Consider the following 21,420-nt stretch of genomic DNA (forward strand, 5'->3'; position numbering starts at 1 on the left):
TGCATAGGTTCATGACTTGTTCCGCGCCATATTGTGGGCGGAAAAATGCAAAGGTGTCCCGATGCTGACGACCAAACAACGCGAACTTCTGATGTTCATCCATGAACGGATCAAGGAAACCGGCGTGTCGCCTTCTTTCGATGAAATGAAGGAAGCGCTCGATCTGGCGTCGAAATCCGGCATTCACCGCCTGATCACGGCGCTGGAAGAGCGCGGCTTTATTCGCCGTCTGGCGCACAGGGCGCGCGCGCTTGAGGTCATCAAGCTACCGGATCAGGCCACCACCTCAGCACCGCCGCGTGGCCGTCAGGCCTTTGTACCGCAGGTCGTTGAAGGCACGAAGCCCGCCGAAGCGCCGCGCGCGGTCACTGATGAAACGCGCGACCTGCCCCTGCTGGGCAAGATCGCGGCGGGCGTGCCGATTGAGGCGATGGGGCAGGAACGCGACCGTCTGGCCGTGCCGGAAGCCATGCTGGGGGCGGGCGAGCACTATGTCCTCGAAATCGAAGGCGATTCGATGATCAATGCCGGTATTCTCAACGGCGATTATGTGGTGATCCGCAAAACCGATACGGCGCAGTCGGGCGAGATTATCGTGGCTCTGGTTGATGATGCGACCGCCACCCTCAAGCGTTTGCGCAAAAAAGGCGCGTCGATTGCACTTGAAGCCGCCAATCCGGCCTATAAGACGCAGATCTATAATGATGGCCAGGTCAAGGTGCAGGGCCGCCTTGTCGGGCTGATGCGGCGTTATCACTGACCTAATTCAGCATCCGAAGGGCTTGACCAGTAGCGTTGGCCACGCAGCGGCTGCCCGGCGCGGATGGCCCAGCCTTTTTGCGTGCGGGTCAGTTCGAGCGCGCCGAGGCGGCGGAAATCCCCGGCGCTGATATGGTTGACGCCTGAGCAAGTTTGCGGCCAGTCGCCGACCGGATTGCGCAGGACGACGAGTGTGCTTGAACGGCACAGAGAATCAAGCACCTTGGGTTTGGGCGGCACATTGGAAAACCAGAAGCCGACACGGTAAGGCGATGCAGCTTGCGGAATGCAAGCATAGCCCTTGCAGGTATAAAATTTTTGACGGGTATCGGCGTCAAGCGGTTGCAGTCCGTAACGCTGCGTCCACTGCACATAGCCGAATTGCCGGACTTTCGGACGCAGGACATAGGCGTCGTGGCCGATGCGAATAGCAGCGTTACCGCCATCGGGATCGACCCAGATGTCGGAAACCGGCAGGCGCGGCCACCACAGGATGGCCGTGGCGGCGATCAGGCCCAGCCAACGCACCGGGCCGCGTACCAGACATATCCACACTACGCCGAACAGCGAAACCGGCAAAATATAGCTGGCGGTGGACGGCCAGCCTATAACGGCTTGTGGCAGGGCCGATGTCCAGGCGGCGATATGGGCGATGAGCCACAGCCCGCCCGCCGCTACATTGAGCAACAGTGGCCCCAGCGGCGTAGCGGCCAGAACCGTGCCGAGCGCCAGAGCGGGCATGACGATAAAGGCGGTAATCGGCGATTCAAACAGATTGGACAACAGGCCATAGACCGAAAAACGGTTGAAATAGGCAATGGCGAAGGGCGTTGTGGCCGCCGTCGCCACCAGTGAAGCCACCAGCGACAACCAGAAACCGTGAACAATCGACTGAATTGTTTTCACCCACATGGGCACGCTGATTTCGCTGACCGGTGCCTGAAGAGCTTCAGCGAGGGCCAGCAGCGCCGCTGTGGCGCAAAACGACATCTGGAAACCAGGCTGAACCACCGCTTCGGGCGTCAGCGCGATCACCACCAGGGCGGCGATGGCCAGGGCGCGCAGGGACAGGGCGCGACGATCCAGCATAATAGCCGTAAAGGCGATACAGGCCACGACGGCCGAACGCACAGCGGGCGCAGGCGCGCCGGAAATGGCCAGATAGGCCAGGACGCACACCATGCTTAAGGCCGCAGCGATCTTCTTGATCGGCGCATTGAGCGCCAGAACCGGTATCATCGCCATCAATCCGCGCAGGGCGAAGAAGATAAAACCGCCGACCACAGCCATGTGTACGCCGGAAATCGACAGGATGTGCGCCAGCCCGGAATTACGCATATCGACGATCAGAGCTTGCGGTACGAAAGCCTCCTGCCCCGTCACCAGAGCCGCCGCAAAGCCGCCGAGCCTGCCGCCGTCATGCCAGACGGGGGTGATCGATTCCACAAGCCTTTGCGTGATGTTCCAGCGCAGGCGATTGAGCCGCAGGATCAGATCGAGCCGCCATCCATGCACGGGGGCGGCGATCTTTTCCGGCGCACCCGGCACCAGCCCCACACCGCCAATACCCTGAAACCAGGCGGCGCGCGCGAAATCATAGCCGCCCGGCAGGGAAGGTTCCGGCGGCGGATTGAGGATGGCGAAAACACTGATCGCATCCCCGGGTTTCAGGCCCGTCGCCGCGATCACCCCCGGTCGCAGCGACACGCGCAGGCGCAAGGGCACATCGCGCGCCGCCATCCCCTTGATGGCGAACGGAGCCAGCAGCAGACGCGGCGAATCGGCGGAAGGCGATATATTGTCAATGACAAAAGCCTGCACCCTATAGGTCGAATGGTCGGGGTTCAGCACCGGCGCGCGCACATGCTCGGTGCGCAATTTGGCCACCGCCAGCCCGAAGGCAAAAAAAGCGATCAGCACCACCGGCCCGGTCAGACGCGCCGCCGCAGGCCAGCGCCACATCGCCAGCAGCAGGGCCCCCATCAGGATGGCGGGCACAACAGCCCAGACAAGCGCCGGTTCAAACGGCAGGGCCAGATAGGCCGCCGCGCCGAAACCGAACGCCACCGGAAACCATAGGAACAACCGCCCGGCCTGCTGCTGCCATATGGCCGTTGCGCGTGCCCCCACCTCTTGCCAAACCGCTGTTTTCATCCCCCGTCCGGACAGATAGCACTTGGTTGCCCGCGCAGAGCGTTCTATGAGCAAGCCAATCTTTCCTCAATTTCCTGGCTATGTGACCATGTCCGCACCGCACACGCAAGTCGTCACCCGCTTCGCACCCTCGCCGACGGGCTTTCTGCATATCGGCGGAGCGCGTACGGCCCTGTTCAACTGGCTGTATGCCAGACACATGGGCGGTACATTCCTGATCCGCATCGAAGATACCGACCGCGAACGCTCCACGAAGGCAGCCGTCGATGCGATCTTTGCCGGGCTTGACTGGCTGGGCCTGAAAGGCGATGGCGAGATCGTCTTCCAGCATTCCCGTGAAGACCGTCACAAGGCCGCCGCCGCCCAATTGCTGGCGTCGGGCCATGCCTATGCCTGCTTCATGACGCCGGAAGAAACCGACGCCGCCCGCGAACAGGCCCGCCAAGATGGCCATGCGCTGCGCTCGCCGTGGCGCGACCGCACACCTTCAGTGGAAGAGATGCAAAAGCCGCATGTCGTTCGTTTCAAGGGGCCACTCAACGCCCCCCTGATCATCCATGACGCTGTGCAGGGCGAGGTCGCTTTCAATACGAAAGACATGGACGACCTGATCCTGCTGCGCTCGGATGGCAGCCCCACCTATAATCTTGCCGTCGTCGTCGACGATCACGATATGGGCGTCACCCATATTATCCGCGGTGACGATCACCTTAATAATGCCGCCCGTCAGAGCCTGATCTATCAGGCGCTCGGCTGGCCGGTGCCGGTTTTTGCCCATATTCCGCTCATTCACGGGCCGGACGGCGCGAAACTCTCCAAACGCCACGGCGCGCAGGCTGTTGGTGATTATGAAGAGCTCGGCTATCTGCCCGAAGCCATGCGCAATTATCTGGCGCGGCTCGGCTGGTCGCACGGCGATGACGAAATCTTCGACGATGCGCAAGCGGTCGAATGGTTCGATATTACCGGCATCAACAAGGCCCCTGCCCGTCTCGACTTCGCCAAACTCGGCTCGGTCAACGCCCACTGGATTCGCGCCTGCGCGCCGCAGCGCCTGACCGATCTGATGGCGCAGCGCCTCCGCATCAGCGATCCGGCTGTCCGCGCCGTGCTGGCCCGCACCCTGCCGCTGGTGCGCGAGCGCGCCCAGACTCTGGTGCAACTGGGTGAACTGGTACAGTTTGCACTGGCGAAGGGCCCCTTCACCATCGATGACAAGACAAAAAACCTGCTGATTCCGGAAACCGTTGCGCGTCTTCACCGTCTTCACGAAAATGTGTTAGGGTGGAGTGCCTGGGATGCCGGGGCCATCGACATGGCTTTAAAAAACTTTGTGGAAAATGAAGGTGTTGGCTTCGGCAAGATCGGCCCTGTACTGCGCGGCCTGCTCTCCGGCGGTCACCCCGCACCTGATATTTCGCGCACTTTTGCCAGCCTTGGCCGTGAAGAAAGCCTGTCACGATTGCAAGGGGGCCTTTTCATTTAGGCCGCATGTTTATATAGCAGGCGCGACGCTGATTTTAGTTGCGCCGCACAAACCCTTATGGGGTTCACTATCTTTCTGAGGCAAGCGTAATGACCCAGACTTCCACGAATGCGACTTTAAACCTAGGTGACAAGACCGTCGAACTGCCCGTGCAAAAAGGCACGCTCGGCCCCGACGTGATTGATATTCGCAAATTATATGCGGCCACCGACGCCTTTACCTATGATCCGGGCTTTACCTCCACCGCCTCGTGCGAAAGCAAGATCACCTTTATTGACGGCGATGCCGGCGTATTGCTGCACCGCGGTTATCCGATCGGCGAACTGGCCTCCAATTCGAGCTTCCTCGAAACCTGTTACCTGTTGCTGCATGGCGAACTGCCGACAGCCAGCGAATTTGAGTCGTTTGAATCGACCATCACGCGCCACACCATGCTGCATGAGCAGTTCGACCGCTTCTTCTCCGGCTTCCGCCGCGACGCCCACCCGATGGCCGTGATGACCGGTGCGGTCGGCGCCCTGTCGGCCTTCTATCATGACAGCCTCGACATCCACGATCTCGAACAGCGCGAAATCTCGGCGCACCGCCTGATCGCCAAGATGCCGACCATTGCCGCGCGCGCTTTCAAATACAGCCTGGGCCAGCCCTTCGTGCATCCGCGCAACAATCTGTCCTATGCCGAAAACTTCCTGCGCATGTGCTTTGCCGTACCGGCGGAAGACTATGTGGTGAACCCGGTTCTGGCCCGCGCTATGGACCGCATCTTCATCCTGCACGCCGATCACGAACAAAACGCCTCGACCTCGACCGTCCGTCTGGCCGGATCGTCGGGTGCCAATCCGTTCGCCTGTATCGCCGCTGGCATTGCCTGCCTGTGGGGCCCGTCGCATGGCGGTGCCAACGAAGAAGCGCTCAACATGCTGAAGGAAATCGGCACGCCGGAGCGTATTCCTGAGTTCATCGAAGGCGTGAAGGCACGCAAGTACAAGCTGATGGGCTTCGGCCATCGCGTGTACAAAAACTATGACCCGCGCGCCACGGTGATGAAACAGTCGGCTGACGAGGTTCTGGCCGCCGTTGGCGATCCGAACGATCCTCTGTTCCAGGTCGCTAAGGAACTGGAACGCATCGCGCTCAACGACGAATATTTCATTGAACGCAAGCTGTTCCCGAACGTGGACTTCTATTCCGGCATCACCCTGTCGGCGATGGGCTTCCCGACCACCATGTTCACCGTGCTGTTCGCCCTGGCGCGCACCGTCGGCTGGATCGCCCAGTGGAAGGAAATGATCGAGGATCCTTCGCAGAAGATCGGCCGTCCGCGCCAGCTCTATACGGGTTCCACGCAACGCGAATTCGTGCCGATTTCGCAACGCGGCTAAGAGCGCTCCTGATCCAAATAAAAAGCCCGCTCCGGTTTGCCGGGGCGGGCTTTTTTATTGACCACGGAAAACACAGAAAGCACGGAAAAAGAAAGAATATTCAAATGGCTTGCGCTTCGCGCATAGGCTTTCAGTCTCTTGTCCAAAACAGGATAGCAAACCTCCTGTCTGTGCTTTCTGTGTTTTCCGTGGTTCAATCTCCCCTTAAATCAGACCCGCCAGCGGTGACGAAGGATCGGCATATAATTTACGTTGCATTCTGCCAGCGAGATAGGCCTCGCGCCCGGCAATGACGGCGTGCTTCATGGCGCGCGCCATGCGGATCGGGTCTTTCGCCTCGGCAATCGCCGTATTCATCAACACCGCATCGCAGCCCAACTCCATCGCCTCGGCGGCTTCGGAGGCCGTACCGACACCGGCATCGACCAGCACCGGCACTTTCGCGTTCTCGATGATGATGCGTAGCGTCACCGGATTCTGAATGCCCAGCCCCGAACCTATGGGGGCAGCCAGCGGCATGATGGCGGCAGCACCCGCTTCTTCCAGCTTGCGCGCATAGACCGGATCGTCGGAACAATAGACCATGACGTCGAAGCCTTCGCTGACCAGCAGTTTCAGGGCGCGCAGCGTCTCTTCCATATCGGGATAAAGCGTCTTCGGATCGGACAGCACTTCCAGCTTGACCAGATTCCAGCCACCGGCTTCGCGCGCCAGACGCAGGGTGCGCACAGCGTCTTCGCCCGTGTAGCAACCCGCCGTATTGGGCAGGTAGGTGAAACGGTCGGGCTTGACGAAATCCATCAGCATGGGCTGGCTGGGATCGCTGATATTGACCCGGCGCACGGCCACGGTCACGATCTCAGCCCCGGAAGCTTCGGCGGCGGCGGCGTTCTGGGCATAGTCCTTATACTTGCCCGTGCCGACGATCAGGCGCGAGCGGAAGGTGCGTCCGGCAACGCTCCAGCTTTCGGAAGCATCGGTTTTTTGCGATTGATCGTCCATGGCTTCAGCCACCTCCAACAAAATGTACAATTTCCAGCCGGTCGCCCTCATCGATGGCGGTGGCCAGATAGGTTGAGCGCGGCACGATTTCGAGATTCTTTTCGACCGCGATCTTGCGGCCATCTAAGCCGATTTCTTCGATCAGGGCGCTCAGGCTGCGGGCCTCTACCTCCCTGTCTTCGCCATTCAAGCGTATTTTCACCATTTTTCTGCCCGATTTGCCAAAAAAGACGCTCTGAAACCGCCTGCGCGCCGTGAAGCCCCCTTGTGAGCCCCGGTGTCCGGGGTTACAAGTGCCGCTTCGTTTTTCGTGCAGGTTTCATGAAGCCCATATATGTCCTCAATGGCCCAAACCTCAACCTTCTTGGGGTGCGTGAGCCGGAAATTTATGGCTACGACACGTTGGCCGCTATCGAATCACGCTGCACGGCGCTTCTCGAAGGCTCCGGCACCGCTTTGGTGTTTCGCCAGAGCAATCATGAAGGCGAACTGATCGGCTGGGTGCAGGAAGCCCGCACCGAAGCCTGCGCCCTGATCATCAACCCCGCCGGTTACGGCCATACATCCGTGGCCTTGCTCGACGCGCTGAAGGCGCTCGACATACCGGTGATCGAATGCCACCTCTCCAATCCCCAGACCCGTGAAACCTTCCGCCATCACTCATATGTGTCACTGGCGGCCAAAGGGATCATTGCGGGCTTCGGTGCCATTGGCTATGAACTGGCCATTCGCGCCGTTCAAGCCCTGGTAAAACCCGCAGATTCAGCAAAAACAAAAGCTTAAACCTCATTTGCGTTGCTCAAGGTTAAGATATGACGACACCCAAACCCGCCGCTTCCGACCCGATTGATCCCAAGCTGGTTCGCAAGCTCGCTGACATACTGAAAGAAACCGAACTGTCGGAGATCGAGGTCGAGCAAGGCGGACTGAAGATCCGCGTCGCCCGTCAGCTCCAGACGGCATCGCAGGTTTCCTATGTCCCCGCTGCGGCGGCACCCGCGCCTGTTCAGTCCGCCGCACCCGTTGCCGAAGCGCCGGCCGCCGCGGCGGCCCCGGCAGTCTCCTTCAAGGATGCGATCAAATCGCCGATGGTCGGCACCGTCTATTTGCAGGCCCAGCCCGGTTCACCGGCCTTCATCAAGGTGGGCGATACGGTCAAGCAGGGCCAGACCCTGCTGATCATCGAAGCCATGAAGACGATGAACCCCATCCCCTCGCCGCGCGACGGCGTGGTGGCCCAGATTCTGGTCAGCGATTCCCAACCGGTCGAGTTTGGTGAAGCGCTGGTCGTTTTCGAGTAAGGGTCAGATGACCAAGCAATTTGATAAGATCCTGATCGCCAATCGCGGTGAAATCGCCCTTCGCGTCATTCGTGCCGCCAAGGAAATGGGCATCAGCACCGTGGCCGTGCATTCCGAAGCCGACCGCAGCGCCATGCACGTGCATCTGGCCGATGAAAGCGTCTGTATCGGGCCTGCTTCGGCGGCCAAATCCTATCTCAATATCCCGTCGATCATCGCCGCCGCTGAAATCACCGGCGCTCAGGCGATCCATCCCGGTTATGGCTTCCTGTCGGAAAATGCCCGCTTCGCCGAGATCGTTGAAGCGCACGGCATGACCTTTATCGGGCCGAAACCCGAACATATCCGTATGATGGGCGACAAGATCACCGCCAAGCAGGCGGCGCGCGATTCCGGCATTCCGGTCGTGCCCGGCTCGGACGGCGGCGTCTCGACGGTAGAAGAGGCGATGGCAGCCGCCGAAACCATCGGCTTCCCCGTGCTGATCAAGGCGGCGGCCGGCGGTGGCGGACGCGGCATGAAGGTGGCCAAGACCAGAGACGATCTGGCCGAAGCCGTGCTCAGCGCCCAGACCGAAGCCGCCGCCGCTTTTGGCGATGGCACGGTCTATATGGAGCGCTATCTGCAAAAGCCGCGCCATATCGAAATTCAGGTTATTGCCGATAGTCACGGCAATGTGGTGCATCTGGGTGAACGCGACTGTTCCTTGCAACGCCGCCACCAGAAGGTGCTGGAAGAAGCCCCCTCACCGGTGATCGATGCGCAGGCGCGCGACAAGATCGGCATGACGGTTGTCAATGCCATCAAGGCCATCGGCTATCTTGGCGTCGGCACGATCGAGTTTCTGTATGAGGACGGCGAATTCTTCTTTATCGAGATGAACACCCGCCTCCAGGTCGAGCATCCGGTCACCGAATTTGTCACCGATACCGATTTGGTGCGCGAACAGATACGCATCGCCGAAGGCCATCCCCTGTCCTTTACGCAATCCGACATCCAGATGCGCGGCCACGCTATCGAGGTGCGTATCAATGCCGAAAACGCGCGCACCTTCGTGCCTTCCCCCGGTACGGTGACCGATTTTCACGCCCCCGGCGGCCTCGGCGTGCGCATGGATTCGGCCATCTATAATGGTTATGCCATCCCGCCCTATTACGACTCGCTCGTCGGCAAGCTGATTGTGCATGGCCGCGACCGGCCCGAAGCCCTGGCGCGCCTGAAACGTTCGCTTCAGGAAACGGTCGTATCCGGCATCGATACCACCATCCCGCTTTTCCTTGATCTGCTTCAGGAAAAGGACATCCAGACCGGCGACTACAACATACATTGGTTAGAAAACTGGATTAAAGGCCAAGAGGCTTAAATCCAGCGGACTGGAAACCACAAAAAGCCTTGCCGAGTGCAGGGCTTTTTTTCTTTGATCACCGCGACAGCCCTGCTACCCTATGACAAGAAAACCATTCGCCGGGAGGCAGCCATGAAAAGATGCGTCGCCACCGTGCTGGCCTTAAGCCTGTCGCAGCTATGGATCGCCGCGCCCGCCTCGGCGAAAATCCGCGATTACACCTACAATACCTCAACCCTGCATGATGTCGTCATTGCCGATTATGGCAAGCGCCCGGAACCCTCAGGCATATTGCGCACCTGGCTGCGCATCGGCGTGGTTGAAAACCGCCTCGCCAATCTCGATGTCTATATCAACTACCTCGGCGAGTCGCAAAAGCTGCCGCCTATGGGCGCTACCTGCGATATTGTCTATCATATGGGCTGGATCGAAGGCTATTACCGCCCCCTTAAAAGCGTAGCCGATCAGGATCGCGTCGTCGATCATTTCAATTGCAAAGCGCCGCGCAAGACGGACAGAAAAGTGCGAATTTCCTGACGAAGCCCTTGCCCGTCACGTCCTGAATTGCCCACAATGCAGGCCGACTCATCGCCGCGACAGGAACCTACGGCTTGGCCGATTTCACCCTTGATGACCTGATCCAGTGCTATCGCAGCGGCGTCTTTCCGATGTCCGATGCGCGCGATGACGAATATCTGTTTCTCGTCGATCCGCCCCTGCGCGGTATCCTGCCTCTGGAGCAGTTTCACATACCGGCCAGGCTGGCGCGCACCGTGCGCAAGGATGATTACACGGTGCGCATCGATACGGCCTTCGCGCAGATCATCGAACTCTGCGCCGAGGAAGCCTATAACCGCACATCGACCTGGATCAGCCATGCCATTCAGGATTTGTATCAGGCCCTGTTCGCGCGCGGCCTGGCGCACAGCGTCGAGGTCTGGCGCGGTGAAGACCTGATCGGCGGCCTTTACGGCGTATCGATCGGCGGCGCCTTTTTTGGCGAAAGCATGGTGTCGCGCGCCAGGGATGCGTCCAAGATCGCCCTGGTGCATCTGGTGGCGCGGCTGCGCGCCGGTGGGTTCAGCCTGCTCGATTGCCAGTTTCAAACCGACCACCTGCGGCAATTCGGCGTCATGGAGATTGCCAAGGCCGATTATCTGAAGCTTCTCGGGCAGGCCGTTGATCAAAAAGCGGATTTTTACGTCTTGCCTAGCAAGACAAGCGGGGCCGAAGCGCTCGATTTCGTAGCTCAGGCACCCGGCAAGGGCTGACGACAGGCGACAACCCAGGCATCATAATTGGGATGTTCGATCGGGTTGAGGCTCGGCGCCGAGGCAAAGCTCCAGCCGTGGAACACTTCCCGCGACCGCACAGCCGGGGTGGTATTGGTGGCTGCCACCGGATTGGTGCGCACTTCGAGATAGGCCATGACGTCAGGCGCGGCTTCGTCATCGGCGGTGGTTTCGCAGGCGCGCGCCGTATAGATCAGGCCCTTGTAGCGAATGGGCTTGCCGATGGGCGCTTCGAAACGCACGGTTTCCGCCGTCACCTTGTCGAGGGCCTCGATAACCGCCACGGCATACCGCGGGCGTTTTTTGGGCATGTAGCTTTCAGGGCTGGCCGAAGATGACGAAACAGACGAAGCCTGCGCCACGACCGGGGTGGCAGGTTTTGCCACAACCGGCGCATTGACCGGCGCTGTCGGCACATAGGGGTGCAGTTCGGAAACCGGTCCCGGCGGCGCAATCGCCGCATCGGGCGCTACGCCATTATCCGCTTGTCTGGCGTCAGGCTTTTTACGACGCTGATCGGGCACATAGGGCTTGTATTCGACACCATCGACATAATAGGGCTGGCGGTCGGCATTATCGACATAGCCGGGTACATTGCCAGAATCATCGCCCGAATCGCGCGTTGGCGGTGCCACCTGCGCCCCCGCCGGAATCACGATGCAGCCAACGGCCAGAGCCACTACGGCCAGACCCGCACGCCACCACAATTTCTGGCTGAAAGCCCCGGTTATCCGATAATGTCGCGGCATGAAGGCCTCCTTAAGGCTTCCAGGCCTCGTAATCGCCGGTAGTGGCCTGACGCTTGCCGTCCACCTCGAGCGAGCCGGTGGGAAAACTGGCAAATGGCGTGCCGCTCAGATTGGGACGATGCTCCTTTTCCCAGGACTTACGCGGCAAGGCTTTTTCACTCGGCGGGGTATCATAGACATAATGCATCCAGCCATGCCAGTCGGGCGGAATCTTGGAGGCGTCGGCATAGCCCTTGTACATCACCCAGCGGCGCTTGCGTCCCGTATCATAGGAATGCTTTGCCGTGCGGTCCTCAAAATAGCGATTGCCGAATTCATCGGAACCGACAAGGCGGCCACGCTTGCCGATGGTGAACACAGTACCGAGCGTCGCGCCGCTCCACCAGAGAAACATCTTGTCCAGCAAGGTCTTCAATCCTGAACTATGAGCGCCTGCGCCCGGAATACAGCCCCGACTTATAGAGGGCTCTGCGCCTTTGGTCAAAGCCCAAGCCGCCCACTTATCGAAAATTATGAAATCCGCCTCATATCAACATATTGTGGATGAAGCGCGGTTTTTCCACCAGATTTATTGATGTTTGGCGCATAAGACGTTAACCTTCTCTCCGAATACGCGAAACTTAAGTCTTCCAGCTCAGGATCAATTATGGCCGCATTGCCCCCCGCATTGCTCAAACTGTGTCCTCCGCTCGATCTGGAGGGCCGCGAAATCGAACGCGGAGCCGGACTGGCCTGGCTGATCTGCCCGCGCGACATGACCACAGCTCAGGCTGAGGCCTGGCTCGACTGGGGTGATTCGCTGGCGCGTGACCTGCCCGCCGGTGCCAAGCGTCGCACGCCTGACGAAGACGATCCGTTTGATGGCGCGATGGCTGATTATGCGCACAGGCTGGCGCAATGGGGGCTCACACTCGGCTATTTCCACGATTCCGCCGATGCGAACGCCTTCGCTGAAGCGGTTGAGGCCACCCTGCTGGCCGGACTGGCTGCGCCGGGGCTGGGCCTACCGTCGGGCCATCGCCTGCACCCGACGGCCGGCGACATCCTGCCGCCATCAAATGAGACGGCTCTGCTCTATCTCGATGATCATGCCGGTCGTCAGGCGCTGGGCCGCCGCCTGATCGACGCACGCGGTCGCACCTTAAACCGCACGCTCGGCCAGCATCTTGCCGGAGCGCTTGAGGCGATCAGCGATGCCATCGCACGCAGTGAAGGCGACAACCGCACCAGTCTGAAACACAATGCTGCCCTGGCGCGCGCCGCCGCCCGCGCCCGCCGCCTCGGTGCCAGCGATACCCTGATCGCCCGCCAGATCCAGATGGGCGCGGGCAACTGGCCGGAAAGTGGTGCGCCTGACGAAACATCGCCCGCCTTGCGTGCCGTCATCGCGCCACGCGACCTTGTCGGGGCCGGTGATCCAATGGCGGTTCTGGCCGCCGAAGCCGCGCTGGAATCACCTCCTCTGCCGCTGGTGTTTGAACCCGCCGATGCTGAAGCCGTTGAAGCCTTGAATTGCGCGCCACGCGCCGCGCTCAATCTGACGCGATTTTTCGATGATGATGGCGCATTCGCACTCGACGCCTTTCTCGAAACCACCGCCCTGTGGGTGCGCGTCCTCGATATTGAGGTGGCTATCGGCTTTTCCGGTGAGGCCCAACATGCGCGCCGCCGCGCTGAGCAGCGCCCGCTGGCCCTGACTCTGGCGGGCCTTGGTGAAGTCCTGGTGGCGCAGGGTCTGAGTGTGCGCGACACAGCCGGGCTTGACTATGCGGCGCAGATTTTCGCACTATTTGAAGCGGTTGCGCTGGAAACCTCAACACTTCTGGCCGGTCAGCTAGCCCCCTATGAAGGCTTCGCCGCCGAAAAAACCGAGCGCCTCGACCGTCTGAGCCAGTATATTTACCGGATCGGAGAACTGAAAGGACATGGCGATCTCAAACCCCACGCTCTCGAATTGATCCAGACGGCGCAAAAACGGGCGCGCAGCGTCGGGTTGCGCCACAGCCAGATCACCGCCATCTATCAGGATCACGAACTGGCTCTGCGCCTTGGTGCCAGTCTTGGCGTGCAGGCGCTCGATACACCGCTCACCGTCATGGAAGCGGGCGATGGCCTGTTGATCCCTACGCTCAAAGCCTGCGTGATCAAGGGGCTGCAAAACCTGGGCATGGACTGGCCGGAGGTGCGGCGTCACCTGCTCGGCAGCCGTCTGCTGCACGATGCGCCGCACATCAATACGGCCACCCTCAAATGTAAGGGCCTGAGCGATTTTGAGATCAATCGCCTTCAGGAGGCTTTGCTGACAGCGGAAAACCTGTCCGAAGTCATGTCAACCCGCCATCTCGATGCCAATTTCATCAAGGATATATGGGGTTTAAGCGATGCCGAACTGGCCGACCCGGCGCTCGATCTTCTGGGCGTCATGGGTTTTTCCGCTGAGGAAGTGGCCGCAGCCGATGCCCATATTTTCGGCCATCGTGACCCCGAAGCCCTGCGCCTGATCAGCGATGGCGTCTATCATTTGCTGGCGCCTTTGCCGTTGAAACATCAGGTGGCTTTAAGGCAAAGACTGGAGGCCTTCTGCGACGCCCCCGACATCGTGCCTTTCGCTATTCAGTGGGAACAGGGCGTCAGCGAGGTGATGAAGCTTTATGCCCTGGCGGCCACAGCGGGCCTGCGCGCTGTGGACGTGCGCCGTCCCGACGCGCCGCCCGATTTCCGGCTTGATATTCCCGACATTGACGAAGCCCCCAAACGCCCCCTCGTCGAACCGGTGAAAGAAGCGCCGCCGCGCATTGTTGAAAAACTGGTTGAGCGCGAGCGCAGCCGTTTAAAGCTGCCCGATCGCCGCAAAGGCTATATCCAGAAGGCGGGCGTCGGCGGCCACAAGGTCTATATCCATACCGGCGAATATGATGATGGCAGCCTTGGCGAAATCTTCATCGACATGCACAAGGAAGGCGCGGCCTTTCGTTCGCTGATGAATAATTTCGCCATCGCCATTTCGATCGGCCTGCAATATGGCGTGCCGCTCGATGAATTCGTCGATGCCTTCGCCTTCACCCGTTTTGAACCGGCAGGCCCTGTGACCGGCAATGACCGGGTCAAATCGGCTACCTCGATCCTTGATTATATCTTCCGCGAACTGGCCATTTCCTATCTCGACCGCGACGATCTGGCCAATGCCGACCCCGCCGGACTGAACGCCGACGGCCTGAGACAGGGCGATCAGCCAGTGCCTGCCGATACACCCGAAGACGCCCTGCCCGCTTCGCAACTGATCTCGAAAGGCTTTGCGCGCGGCACCCATACCGATAACCTCGTGGTGGTGCCCTTCGGTGCAAAAGCGCGGCGCGACAGCATTAACCCCTTGCCGGATGAACATGGTATAGAAGAGCGGTAAGGGCGCAAGACTTGCCTGTCAGAACATAAATCCAGAGAAGGTGTTCTCCTATGAAACATGCAGTCCCGACAAAGAATGGCCCGAAAAAGAATGGCCCGAAACAGTCCCGTCTGAACTCTATAGGCCTGGCCCTGATCGCCACGGCGCTTTTCGCCGCCCCGGCCTTTGCGCAGAATGCGGCTGAGGTGACCCGCGCCCAAAACGGTGCCAACTGCCCGCATTGCAATCTCTTTCAGGCCGATTTCAACAATCGCACCCTGAAAAACAAGAATTTCGCCGGTGCGCGTCTGCGTCAGGCCGATATGGGACTGGGCATTTTCAACGGCACCACCTTTGCCGGCGATGACCTGCGCGACATCAACGGGGCCGCCGCCCTGTTCGGCCACGTCAATTTCAGCCGCGCCAACCTGACCAATGCCAATTTCGTCGGAGCCTATCTCGAACATGCCAATTTCAGCGGTGCCACGCTCGATGGCGTCAATTTTTCGGGCGCGGAAATGGGTTCGGCGGTCGGCCTGACGCAACGCCAGCTCGACAAGGCGTGCGGCGACGCCTCGACGGAAATGCCGCGCGGCCTGCGTATTCCGGTGTGCCGACTGAAATAACGTCTTTTCCGACAGGTTAAGTCTGATACATCTGCCTGGTCACAACCATGTAATATTATGCCGACAGACATTTTCCGCCCCAGACTGTCTTTTAATTCAAATGCAAAATTTTCCGCCCTCCAGCTTGGGCGGGAAAAGAGTAATGTTCTTCAGATAGATGGCCTGTTGCTGAACGCTGAACCGGTCAAGGCCTATGCCCAGGCGTGTCAGGATTATACACCACCTTACAATTCCTTCTATCCAGGTCTGACCGCACCGGTTCCAGAGGATATGGTTCTGAATCTGATAACAGCCCTGCGCAAAATCCTGCGGAGTGGCTATGGTATATCTGAAAGCACTCACCTGATTTATAATGCCTTTTTCGGTCTTGTGACACATGCACACGCCGATCTGCACCCTTTCCAGACCCTTCCGCATATTGACGATTTTTCGCGGTATCAAATCGCGGCCGTCTATTATATGTGCGGTACGGATCATGGTGGCACAGCCTTCTACCGTCAAAAGCGTACAGGCTTTGAGCGTATCGAGCCAGATCGTTTGGCCGCCTATAATGACCACATGCAAGATGAACTACAGGCCCGCGCCGGTTTGGCTCCGGCTTATTTTCAGGATAGCGATGACGATTACGAACAGATCGGTAAAATCGATTCCTGCTTTAATCGCATGGTTGTTTATCCAAGCTACCTGCTCCATTCCGGTCTTGTGAATCCCGGCCTACTGTCAAAAGACCCAAAAAAAGGCCGCTTAACCGCAAACTTCTTCTTCGGAATTTCCAGATAACTTGTACACTCCGCTATCAGGGCCGGAAACAGTTATGTCGTCGCGACAGCCACTCAGGTGACCTTCAATGGCAAAGCCGTGCGGACATGCAATTCTTTCAATTGCTTATCCTCAACGCCTGACGGCGCATTCATCATCACATCCTGGCCTTGCTGGTTCAGCGGGAAGGCGATGACCTCACGGATCGCCTGTTGCCCGGCCAGCAGCATGACGATGCGGTCGATGCCGGGGGCCAGACCACCGTGCGGCGGCGCGCCGTATTTGAACGCATTGAGCATCCCGCCAAACTGGCTTTCGACGAAATCGGCGTCATAACCGGCAATCTCGAACGCTTTCAGCATGATGTCCTGCTTGTGGTTCCGAATTGCGCCGGAACACAGCTCATAGCCATTGCAGACGATGTCGTACTGATAGGCCAGAATGTCGAGCGGGTCTTTGGTTTGCAAAGCCTCCATCTCGCCTTGCGGCATCGAGAACGGATTGTGCGAGAAATCGACCTTCTTTTCGTCGTCATTATACTCAAACATCGGGAAATCGACGATCCAGCAGAAGCGGAACTGGTCTTCATCGACCAGACCGAGATCGGTGCCCACCTTGGTGCGCGCTAAACCGGCGAACTTGACGAATTCATCGACCTTGCCCGCCACGAAGAAGGCCGCGTCGCCGCTGCCAAGGCCAAGTTGCTGGCGCAGGGCTTCTGTGCGCTCCTCGCCGATATTTTTGGCCACCGGCCCTGCGGCTTCCAGCCCCTCAGTCGCGCCTTCCGGCGTGCGCCAGAAGATATAGCCGAGCCCCTTTTGGCCTTCACCCTGTGCCCAAGAATTTATCTTGTCGCAGAAGGCGCGTGAACCACCGCCCTTGGCCGGAATCGCCCAGACGGCGGTTTTTTCCTGTTCCAGAATCGAGGCGAACACCTTGAAACCGGAACCGGCAAAATGCACGGAGACATCCTGCATCTCGATCGGGTTGCGCAGGTCGGGCTTGTCCGAGCCGTATTTGGCGATCGAGTCCTTGTAAGGGATGCGCTGGAACGGATAATCCGACACACGCTTGCCCTCACCGAACTCGCTGAACAGGCCGTGCATGACCGGCTCGATGGCGGCGAACACATCTTCCTGCGTCACAAAGCTCATCTCAATATCGAGCTGGTAGAATTCGAGCGAGCGGTCGGCGCGCAAATCTTCGTCGCGGAAGCAGGGCGCGATCTGGAAGTAGCGGTCGAAGCCCGAAACCATCAGCAATTGCTTGAATTGCTGCGGGGCCTGCGGCAGGGCATAGAACTTGCCGGGATGCAGGCGCGACGGCACCAGAAAATCGCGTGCGCCTTCGGGCGACGAAGCAGTCAGGATCGGCGTCTGGTATTCGAGGAAGCCTTGCGCCACCATGCGGTTGCGGATCGACTGGATCACGTTCGAGCGCAGCACGATATTTTTGTGCAGGGTTTCGCGGCGCAGATCGAGGAAGCGGTTTTTCAGGCGGATTTCCTCAGGGTATTCAGGCTCACCGAATACCGGCAGCGGCAGTTCGGCGGCTTCCGACAAGACCTCGACATCGGCTACCTGAACCTCGATCTCACCCGTCGGCAGATTGGCGTTGATCGTGGCGTCATCGCGCCTGACCACCTTGCCATCGACACGGATGACGCTCTCGGCGCGCAAACGCTCCACCTTGGCGAAACCCGGCGAAGACGGATCGAACACCAGTTGCGTCAAACCGTAATGGTCGCGCAGGTCGATGAACAAAAGGCCGCCGTGGTCACGTTTGCGGTGAATCCAGCCCGAAAGGCGGGCCTGAGAGCCGGCATCGGCAGCGCGCAGGGCGCCGCAGGTGTGAGAACGGTAAATGTGCATGTCAAAAGCCGTATAGAATAAGGAATTTAGTTGCCGCGTAGGGCACATGATGCGCCTGTAAAGTCAAGTCCTTTTGGCAATTTGCACTACGCTCAGGACGGGCTTTTCATCAACAGGCCAGCGATCTTCTCCCCAGCCGCGCGCATTGTCATTGGGCGCGATGGCTTCTACACTCAAGGCCCGTCCAATCAGCCCTTTCCTTAAACCCGCCACAGGCCCTTGCCGCATCAACTGCCCCTCGATCTCGAAGCGCCCGACCGTTACAGCCGCGACCGCTTCATCGCCACGCCACCCCTGCGCGACGTGCTGAGCCTGCTTGAGCGCGATAAATCGTGGCTTTCGCCGCATCTGATCCTGCAAGGGCCGACCGGCAGCGGCAAGACCCATCTCGGCCACATCTTCGCCGCCGATCATGACGGCCTGTTTCTGAGCGCCGCCGACACGCACCAGCTTGATCCGGCCCGGCTGGAAGCGCGCCCCTATGTGGTCGATGATGCCGAAATGGCCGATGAAGAAGCTCTGTTTCACTTAAGTAATCACGTTCAGACATACGGACAAAAGCTTGTTTTAACAACCCATATTCAGCCCCTCATGTGGGAAACCCACCTGCCCGACCTGGCCTCGCGCCTGCGCGCCATGCGGCTGATCGTGCTGCCCGAACCCGACGAAGACCTGCTGACCGGCATATTTCATAAGCTATTCTCCGAGCGGGCGATTTCGCCTTCCGCCGACTGTATCGACTATCTGGTGCGCCGCATGGATCGCTCGGTCGCTACCGCACAAAAAATTGTCACAGAACTTGAGCATTATGCCAATGGCCGTCCGTTCAACCGGATGCTGGCGCGCGACTATATGGAAAGTGGCCAGACATCCCTATTTGATGAATCGACGTAGTTCGACAGATTTTAAGAGTTTTCCACTAGGTTTCCCCAAAAAAGCCACCAAAAAAGCCCACAGAAAAGCCTATTTATATCTCATGACCGATTCGCCCGCCACCAGCCTGCCCGCCCCGACCGAAGCGCCCCTGTCCGCCCTGTCCGTGCCGGGCGAGGCCGTGGCCGCGACACCTAAGCCTGAGGCCTATGATTTCAGCGAAGACACGCCGCTCGATCCCACGCTTTATGTCAATCGTGAACTGAGCTGGCTGGCCTTTAACCAGCGCGTCATCGAAGAAGCGAGAAATCCGCGTCATCCGCTTTTGGAGCGCTTACGTTTTCTGTCGATCTCGGCCAATAATCTCGATGAATTCTACATGGTGCGCGTAGCCGGCCTGCAAGGTCAGGTGCGCGAAGGCGTGCGCGTGCTGAGCGCCGATGGCCATACGCCTGCCGAACAGCTCGAACTGGTCAACAGCGCCGCCAGCCAGCTAATGAGCCGCCAGCAGGCCATCTGGTCGCATATCCGCCATCAGCTTCACGATGAAGGCCTGATCCTGCTTCATCCGAAGGACATCAACAAGACCGATACGGCCTGGCTCGAAAAGCAGTTCGAGAGCCAGCTTTTTCCGGTGCTGACGCCGCTGGCCATCGATCCGGCCCACCCGTTTCCGTTTATCCCCAATCTCGGCTTTTCCATCGTCCTGAAGCTGATCCGGCGCAGCGACAACAAGACCATGTATGCGCTGGTGCCGATCCCCACCGGCGTCAAGCGCTTCTGGGAAGTGGTCACCACGGCGCGCAAGCCCGGCGATACCGGCCCGCAGCGCCGCAAATTCATCTCGCTGGAAAACTTTGTCTCCCTGTTCCTCAATCAGCTCTTTCCGGGCTTTGACATCGTTTCGCGCGGCCTTTTCCGAATCCTGCGCGATTCCGACATCGAAATGGAGGAAGAGGCCGAAGATCTGGTGCGCGAGTTCGAGGCCCTGATCAAGCAGCGCCGTCTGGGCTCCGTGGTGCGGGTCGAGATCGATGAAAACATGCCGGAAGACCTGCGCGATTTCATCACCGGCCACCTCCACGCCAAGGGCAAAGACGTGGTGCTGATGAATGGCATTCTCGGCATGGCCGAGGTGGCGCAACTGATTCCGCGCGACCGCAACGATCTGAAGTTCAAACCGTTCGAGCCGCGCTTCCCCGAACGCATCCGTGACAATGGCGGTGATATATTCGGTGCCATCCGCGACAAGGATATTCTGGTTCACCACCCGTTTGAATCGTTCGACGCCGTGGTGCAGTTCCTCAAACAGGCGGCGCGTGATCCGAACGTGATCGCCATCAAGCAGACCCTGTACCGCACCTCGAAAGATTCGCCGATTGTGGCGGCCCTGATCGAGGCCGCCGAACAGGGCAAGAATGTCACCGCCCTGGTCGAGATCAAGGCGCGCTTCGATGAAGAAGCCAACCTGCGCTGGGCGCGCGCCATGGAACGCGCCGGCGTGCATGTCGTCTATGGTTTTGTCGAATACAAGACCCACGCCAAGCTCAGCGTGGTGGTGCGCCGCGAAGGCGAATCGCTGCGCACCTATTGCCATTTCGGCACCGGCAATTATCACGTCATCACGGCCAAGATCTATACCGACCTGTCCTTGTTCACCGCTAATCCCGAACTGGGCCGTGACGCCATGCGCGTGTTCAACTTCATCACCGGCTATGCCCGCCCGGAGATGATGGAAAAACTCTATTTCTCACCTGTTACCTTAAAACCTGGACTTATCCACCTGATTGATCAGGAAATAAATAATGCTAAGGCGGGCAAGCCCGCACAAATCTGGGCCAAGCTCAATGCGCTGGTTGATCCGACCATTATCAAAAAACTCTATCAGGCCTCACAGGCCGGGGTGCAGATTGATCTGGTGATCCGTGGTATCTGCTGCCTGCGTCCGGGGGTGCCCGGTGTGTCGGAAAACATCCGCGTCAAATCCATCGTCGGCCGCTTCCTCGAACATGCGCGCATCGTCTGCTTCGCCAATGGCCACACCCTGCCCTCGGATCAGGCGCGCGTCTTCATGTCGTCAGCCGACTGGATGAGCCGCAATCTTGACCGCCGCGTCGAGGCCATGATCCCCATTGAAAACCCGACCGTCCATCGTCAGGTGCTCGATCAGATCATGGTGGCCAATCTGAATGACGAGGCCCAGACCTGGTCACTGGGCAATGACGGCATCTATCATCGCCTCGATACCCGCCACCTCGACAAGCCCTTTTCAGTGCATGACTATTTCATGACCAACCCGTCGCTTTCCGGTCGCGGACGCGGCGTCAAGGATATGCCGCAGGCCTTTGATCATATTGGCGCCCGCAAAGTCTGATAACGCCCTTTTGAACTGGTCAAACCCCAGCAAAGGCTTTAAGCGCAGAGGTGGATTTGACCGGA

General features: G+C 59.2%; 19 protein-coding genes. 13 read left to right on the plus strand and 6 right to left on the minus strand.

The features are described 5' to 3' along the window. The first annotated feature begins 61 nt into the window (after window positions 1-61). Entirely contained in the window at window positions 62-760 is a 699-nt protein-coding gene (gene lexA, locus QB905_RS04235) for a transcriptional repressor LexA (protein WP_282973312.1), read from the plus strand. Here the strand turns inward: lexA and QB905_RS04240 are convergent. Further along, window positions 754-2,913 (minus strand): ComEC/Rec2 family competence protein, encoded by a 2,160-nt coding sequence (locus QB905_RS04240; protein ID WP_282973313.1) that lies wholly within the window; start codon window positions 2,911-2,913, stop codon window positions 754-756. The two genes, lexA and QB905_RS04240, sit on opposite strands and share 7 nt — an antisense overlap. A gap of 88 nt (window positions 2,914-3,001) precedes the next feature. Between QB905_RS04240 and gltX the strand changes: the two genes are divergently transcribed. Together gltX and gltA are read left to right on the plus strand one after the other, a co-directional pair. Further along, window positions 3,002-4,399, plus strand: coding sequence for a glutamate--tRNA ligase (gene gltX / locus QB905_RS04245; protein ID WP_282973314.1), 1,398 nt, complete (start codon window positions 3,002-3,004; stop codon window positions 4,397-4,399). Window positions 4,400-4,488: 89 nt separating this feature from the next. Beyond that, window positions 4,489-5,781: a citrate synthase gene (gene gltA, locus QB905_RS04250; RefSeq protein ID WP_282973315.1), complete on the plus strand. Its 1,293-nt coding sequence runs from the start codon at window positions 4,489-4,491 to the stop codon at window positions 5,779-5,781. Window positions 5,782-5,985: 204 nt separating this feature from the next. On the opposite strand, the gene QB905_RS04255 is transcribed toward gltA, so the two are convergent. Both QB905_RS04255 and thiS read right to left on the minus strand, forming a co-directional pair. Next, complete coding sequence (locus QB905_RS04255) at window positions 5,986-6,783, minus strand: thiazole synthase (protein WP_282973316.1); 798 nt, start codon at window positions 6,781-6,783, stop codon at window positions 5,986-5,988. A 4-nt stretch (window positions 6,784-6,787) separates the two neighbouring features. Continuing rightward, complete coding sequence (thiS, locus tag QB905_RS04260; RefSeq protein WP_282975570.1) at window positions 6,788-6,985, minus strand: sulfur carrier protein ThiS; 198 nt, start codon at window positions 6,983-6,985, stop codon at window positions 6,788-6,790. 119 nt (window positions 6,986-7,104) lie between these two features. Between thiS and QB905_RS04265 the strand changes: the two genes are divergently transcribed. The 5 genes from QB905_RS04265 to aat all read left to right on the plus strand — a co-directional run bounded on the left by QB905_RS04265 (window position 7,105) and on the right by aat (window position 10,700). Then, a complete protein-coding gene (locus QB905_RS04265) occupies window positions 7,105-7,566 on the plus strand; it encodes a type II 3-dehydroquinate dehydratase (protein ID WP_282973317.1) in 462 nt (153 codons plus the stop codon). Between the two features lie 29 nt (window positions 7,567-7,595). After that, on the plus strand, window positions 7,596-8,084 hold the full coding sequence (gene accB, locus QB905_RS04270; protein WP_282973318.1) for an acetyl-CoA carboxylase biotin carboxyl carrier protein: 489 nt from the start codon (window positions 7,596-7,598) through the stop codon (window positions 8,082-8,084). A 7-nt stretch (window positions 8,085-8,091) separates the two neighbouring features. Further along, window positions 8,092-9,447 (plus strand): acetyl-CoA carboxylase biotin carboxylase subunit, encoded by a 1,356-nt coding sequence (gene accC / locus QB905_RS04275; RefSeq protein ID WP_282973319.1) that lies wholly within the window; start codon window positions 8,092-8,094, stop codon window positions 9,445-9,447. 114 nt (window positions 9,448-9,561) lie between these two features. Continuing rightward, on the plus strand, window positions 9,562-9,966 hold the full coding sequence (locus tag QB905_RS04280; RefSeq protein WP_282973320.1) for a hypothetical protein: 405 nt from the start codon (window positions 9,562-9,564) through the stop codon (window positions 9,964-9,966). Between the two features lie 74 nt (window positions 9,967-10,040). Further along, on the plus strand, window positions 10,041-10,700 hold the full coding sequence (gene aat, locus QB905_RS04285; RefSeq protein ID WP_282973321.1) for a leucyl/phenylalanyl-tRNA--protein transferase: 660 nt from the start codon (window positions 10,041-10,043) through the stop codon (window positions 10,698-10,700). Here aat and QB905_RS04290 read toward each other — a convergent pair. Continuing rightward, the gene (locus QB905_RS04290) at window positions 10,679-11,470 is read right to left on the minus strand and encodes a DUF2155 domain-containing protein (RefSeq protein WP_282973322.1); all 792 of its coding nucleotides are present in this window, start codon (window positions 11,468-11,470) and stop codon (window positions 10,679-10,681) included. The two genes, aat and QB905_RS04290, sit on opposite strands and share 22 nt — an antisense overlap. Before the next feature lie 10 nt (window positions 11,471-11,480). Beyond that, a complete protein-coding gene (locus QB905_RS04295) occupies window positions 11,481-11,876 on the minus strand; it encodes an NADH:ubiquinone oxidoreductase subunit NDUFA12 (protein ID WP_282973323.1) in 396 nt (131 codons plus the stop codon). Window positions 11,877-12,116: 240 nt separating this feature from the next. Between QB905_RS04295 and QB905_RS04300 the strand changes: the two genes are divergently transcribed. Genes QB905_RS04300 through QB905_RS04310 form a run of 3 tightly spaced genes read left to right on the plus strand, consistent with a single transcriptional unit; the run spans window position 12,117 to window position 16,258 of the window. After that, window positions 12,117-14,873 carry a TSCPD domain-containing protein gene (locus tag QB905_RS04300; RefSeq protein WP_282973324.1) on the plus strand — a complete coding sequence of 919 codons (2,757 nt, stop codon included), beginning with the start codon at window positions 12,117-12,119 and terminating at the stop codon, window positions 14,871-14,873. A 50-nt stretch (window positions 14,874-14,923) separates the two neighbouring features. After that, a complete protein-coding gene (locus QB905_RS04305) occupies window positions 14,924-15,478 on the plus strand; it encodes a pentapeptide repeat-containing protein (RefSeq protein WP_282973325.1) in 555 nt (184 codons plus the stop codon). 57 nt (window positions 15,479-15,535) lie between these two features. Further along, on the plus strand, window positions 15,536-16,258 hold the full coding sequence (locus tag QB905_RS04310) for a DUF6445 family protein (protein WP_282973326.1): 723 nt from the start codon (window positions 15,536-15,538) through the stop codon (window positions 16,256-16,258). A gap of 53 nt (window positions 16,259-16,311) precedes the next feature. On the opposite strand, the gene aspS is transcribed toward QB905_RS04310, so the two are convergent. Then, window positions 16,312-18,108, minus strand: coding sequence for an aspartate--tRNA ligase (gene aspS / locus QB905_RS04315; protein WP_282973327.1), 1,797 nt, complete (start codon window positions 18,106-18,108; stop codon window positions 16,312-16,314). 219 nt (window positions 18,109-18,327) lie between these two features. On the opposite strand from aspS, the gene QB905_RS04320 reads away from it, so the two are divergent. Beyond that, on the plus strand, window positions 18,328-19,002 hold the full coding sequence (locus tag QB905_RS04320; RefSeq protein WP_282973328.1) for a P-loop NTPase family protein: 675 nt from the start codon (window positions 18,328-18,330) through the stop codon (window positions 19,000-19,002). A gap of 82 nt (window positions 19,003-19,084) precedes the next feature. Then, entirely contained in the window at window positions 19,085-21,355 is a 2,271-nt protein-coding gene (locus QB905_RS04325) for an RNA degradosome polyphosphate kinase (protein WP_282973329.1), read from the plus strand. Window positions 21,356-21,420: the final 65 nt, after the last annotated feature.

Origin of the sequence: Asticcacaulis sp. EMRT-3 (genome assembly GCF_030027245.1) — a bacterium.
Lineage (GTDB): Bacteria > Pseudomonadota > Alphaproteobacteria > Caulobacterales > Caulobacteraceae > Asticcacaulis.

Coding starts and splice junctions, on each gene's coding strand:
- QB905_RS04290 (WP_282973322.1), bottom strand. CDS start 11,470: ATGCCGCGACATTATCGGATAACCGGGGCTTTCAGCCAGAAATTGTGG.
- lexA (WP_282973312.1), top strand. CDS start 62: ATGCTGACGACCAAACAACGCGAACTTCTGATGTTCATCCATGAACGG.
- gltA (WP_282973315.1), top strand. CDS start 4,489: ATGACCCAGACTTCCACGAATGCGACTTTAAACCTAGGTGACAAGACC.
- QB905_RS04325 (WP_282973329.1), top strand. CDS start 19,085: ATGACCGATTCGCCCGCCACCAGCCTGCCCGCCCCGACCGAAGCGCCC.
- accB (WP_282973318.1), top strand. CDS start 7,596: ATGACGACACCCAAACCCGCCGCTTCCGACCCGATTGATCCCAAGCTG.
- QB905_RS04240 (WP_282973313.1), bottom strand. CDS start 2,913: ATGAAAACAGCGGTTTGGCAAGAGGTGGGGGCACGCGCAACGGCCATA.
- QB905_RS04265 (WP_282973317.1), top strand. CDS start 7,105: ATGAAGCCCATATATGTCCTCAATGGCCCAAACCTCAACCTTCTTGGG.
- QB905_RS04305 (WP_282973325.1), top strand. CDS start 14,924: ATGAAACATGCAGTCCCGACAAAGAATGGCCCGAAAAAGAATGGCCCG.
- QB905_RS04280 (WP_282973320.1), top strand. CDS start 9,562: ATGAAAAGATGCGTCGCCACCGTGCTGGCCTTAAGCCTGTCGCAGCTA.
- QB905_RS04255 (WP_282973316.1), bottom strand. CDS start 6,783: ATGGACGATCAATCGCAAAAAACCGATGCTTCCGAAAGCTGGAGCGTT.
- gltX (WP_282973314.1), top strand. CDS start 3,002: ATGTCCGCACCGCACACGCAAGTCGTCACCCGCTTCGCACCCTCGCCG.
- accC (WP_282973319.1), top strand. CDS start 8,092: ATGACCAAGCAATTTGATAAGATCCTGATCGCCAATCGCGGTGAAATC.
- QB905_RS04310 (WP_282973326.1), top strand. CDS start 15,536: ATGCCGACAGACATTTTCCGCCCCAGACTGTCTTTTAATTCAAATGCA.
- aspS (WP_282973327.1), bottom strand. CDS start 18,108: ATGCACATTTACCGTTCTCACACCTGCGGCGCCCTGCGCGCTGCCGAT.
- QB905_RS04300 (WP_282973324.1), top strand. CDS start 12,117: ATGGCCGCATTGCCCCCCGCATTGCTCAAACTGTGTCCTCCGCTCGAT.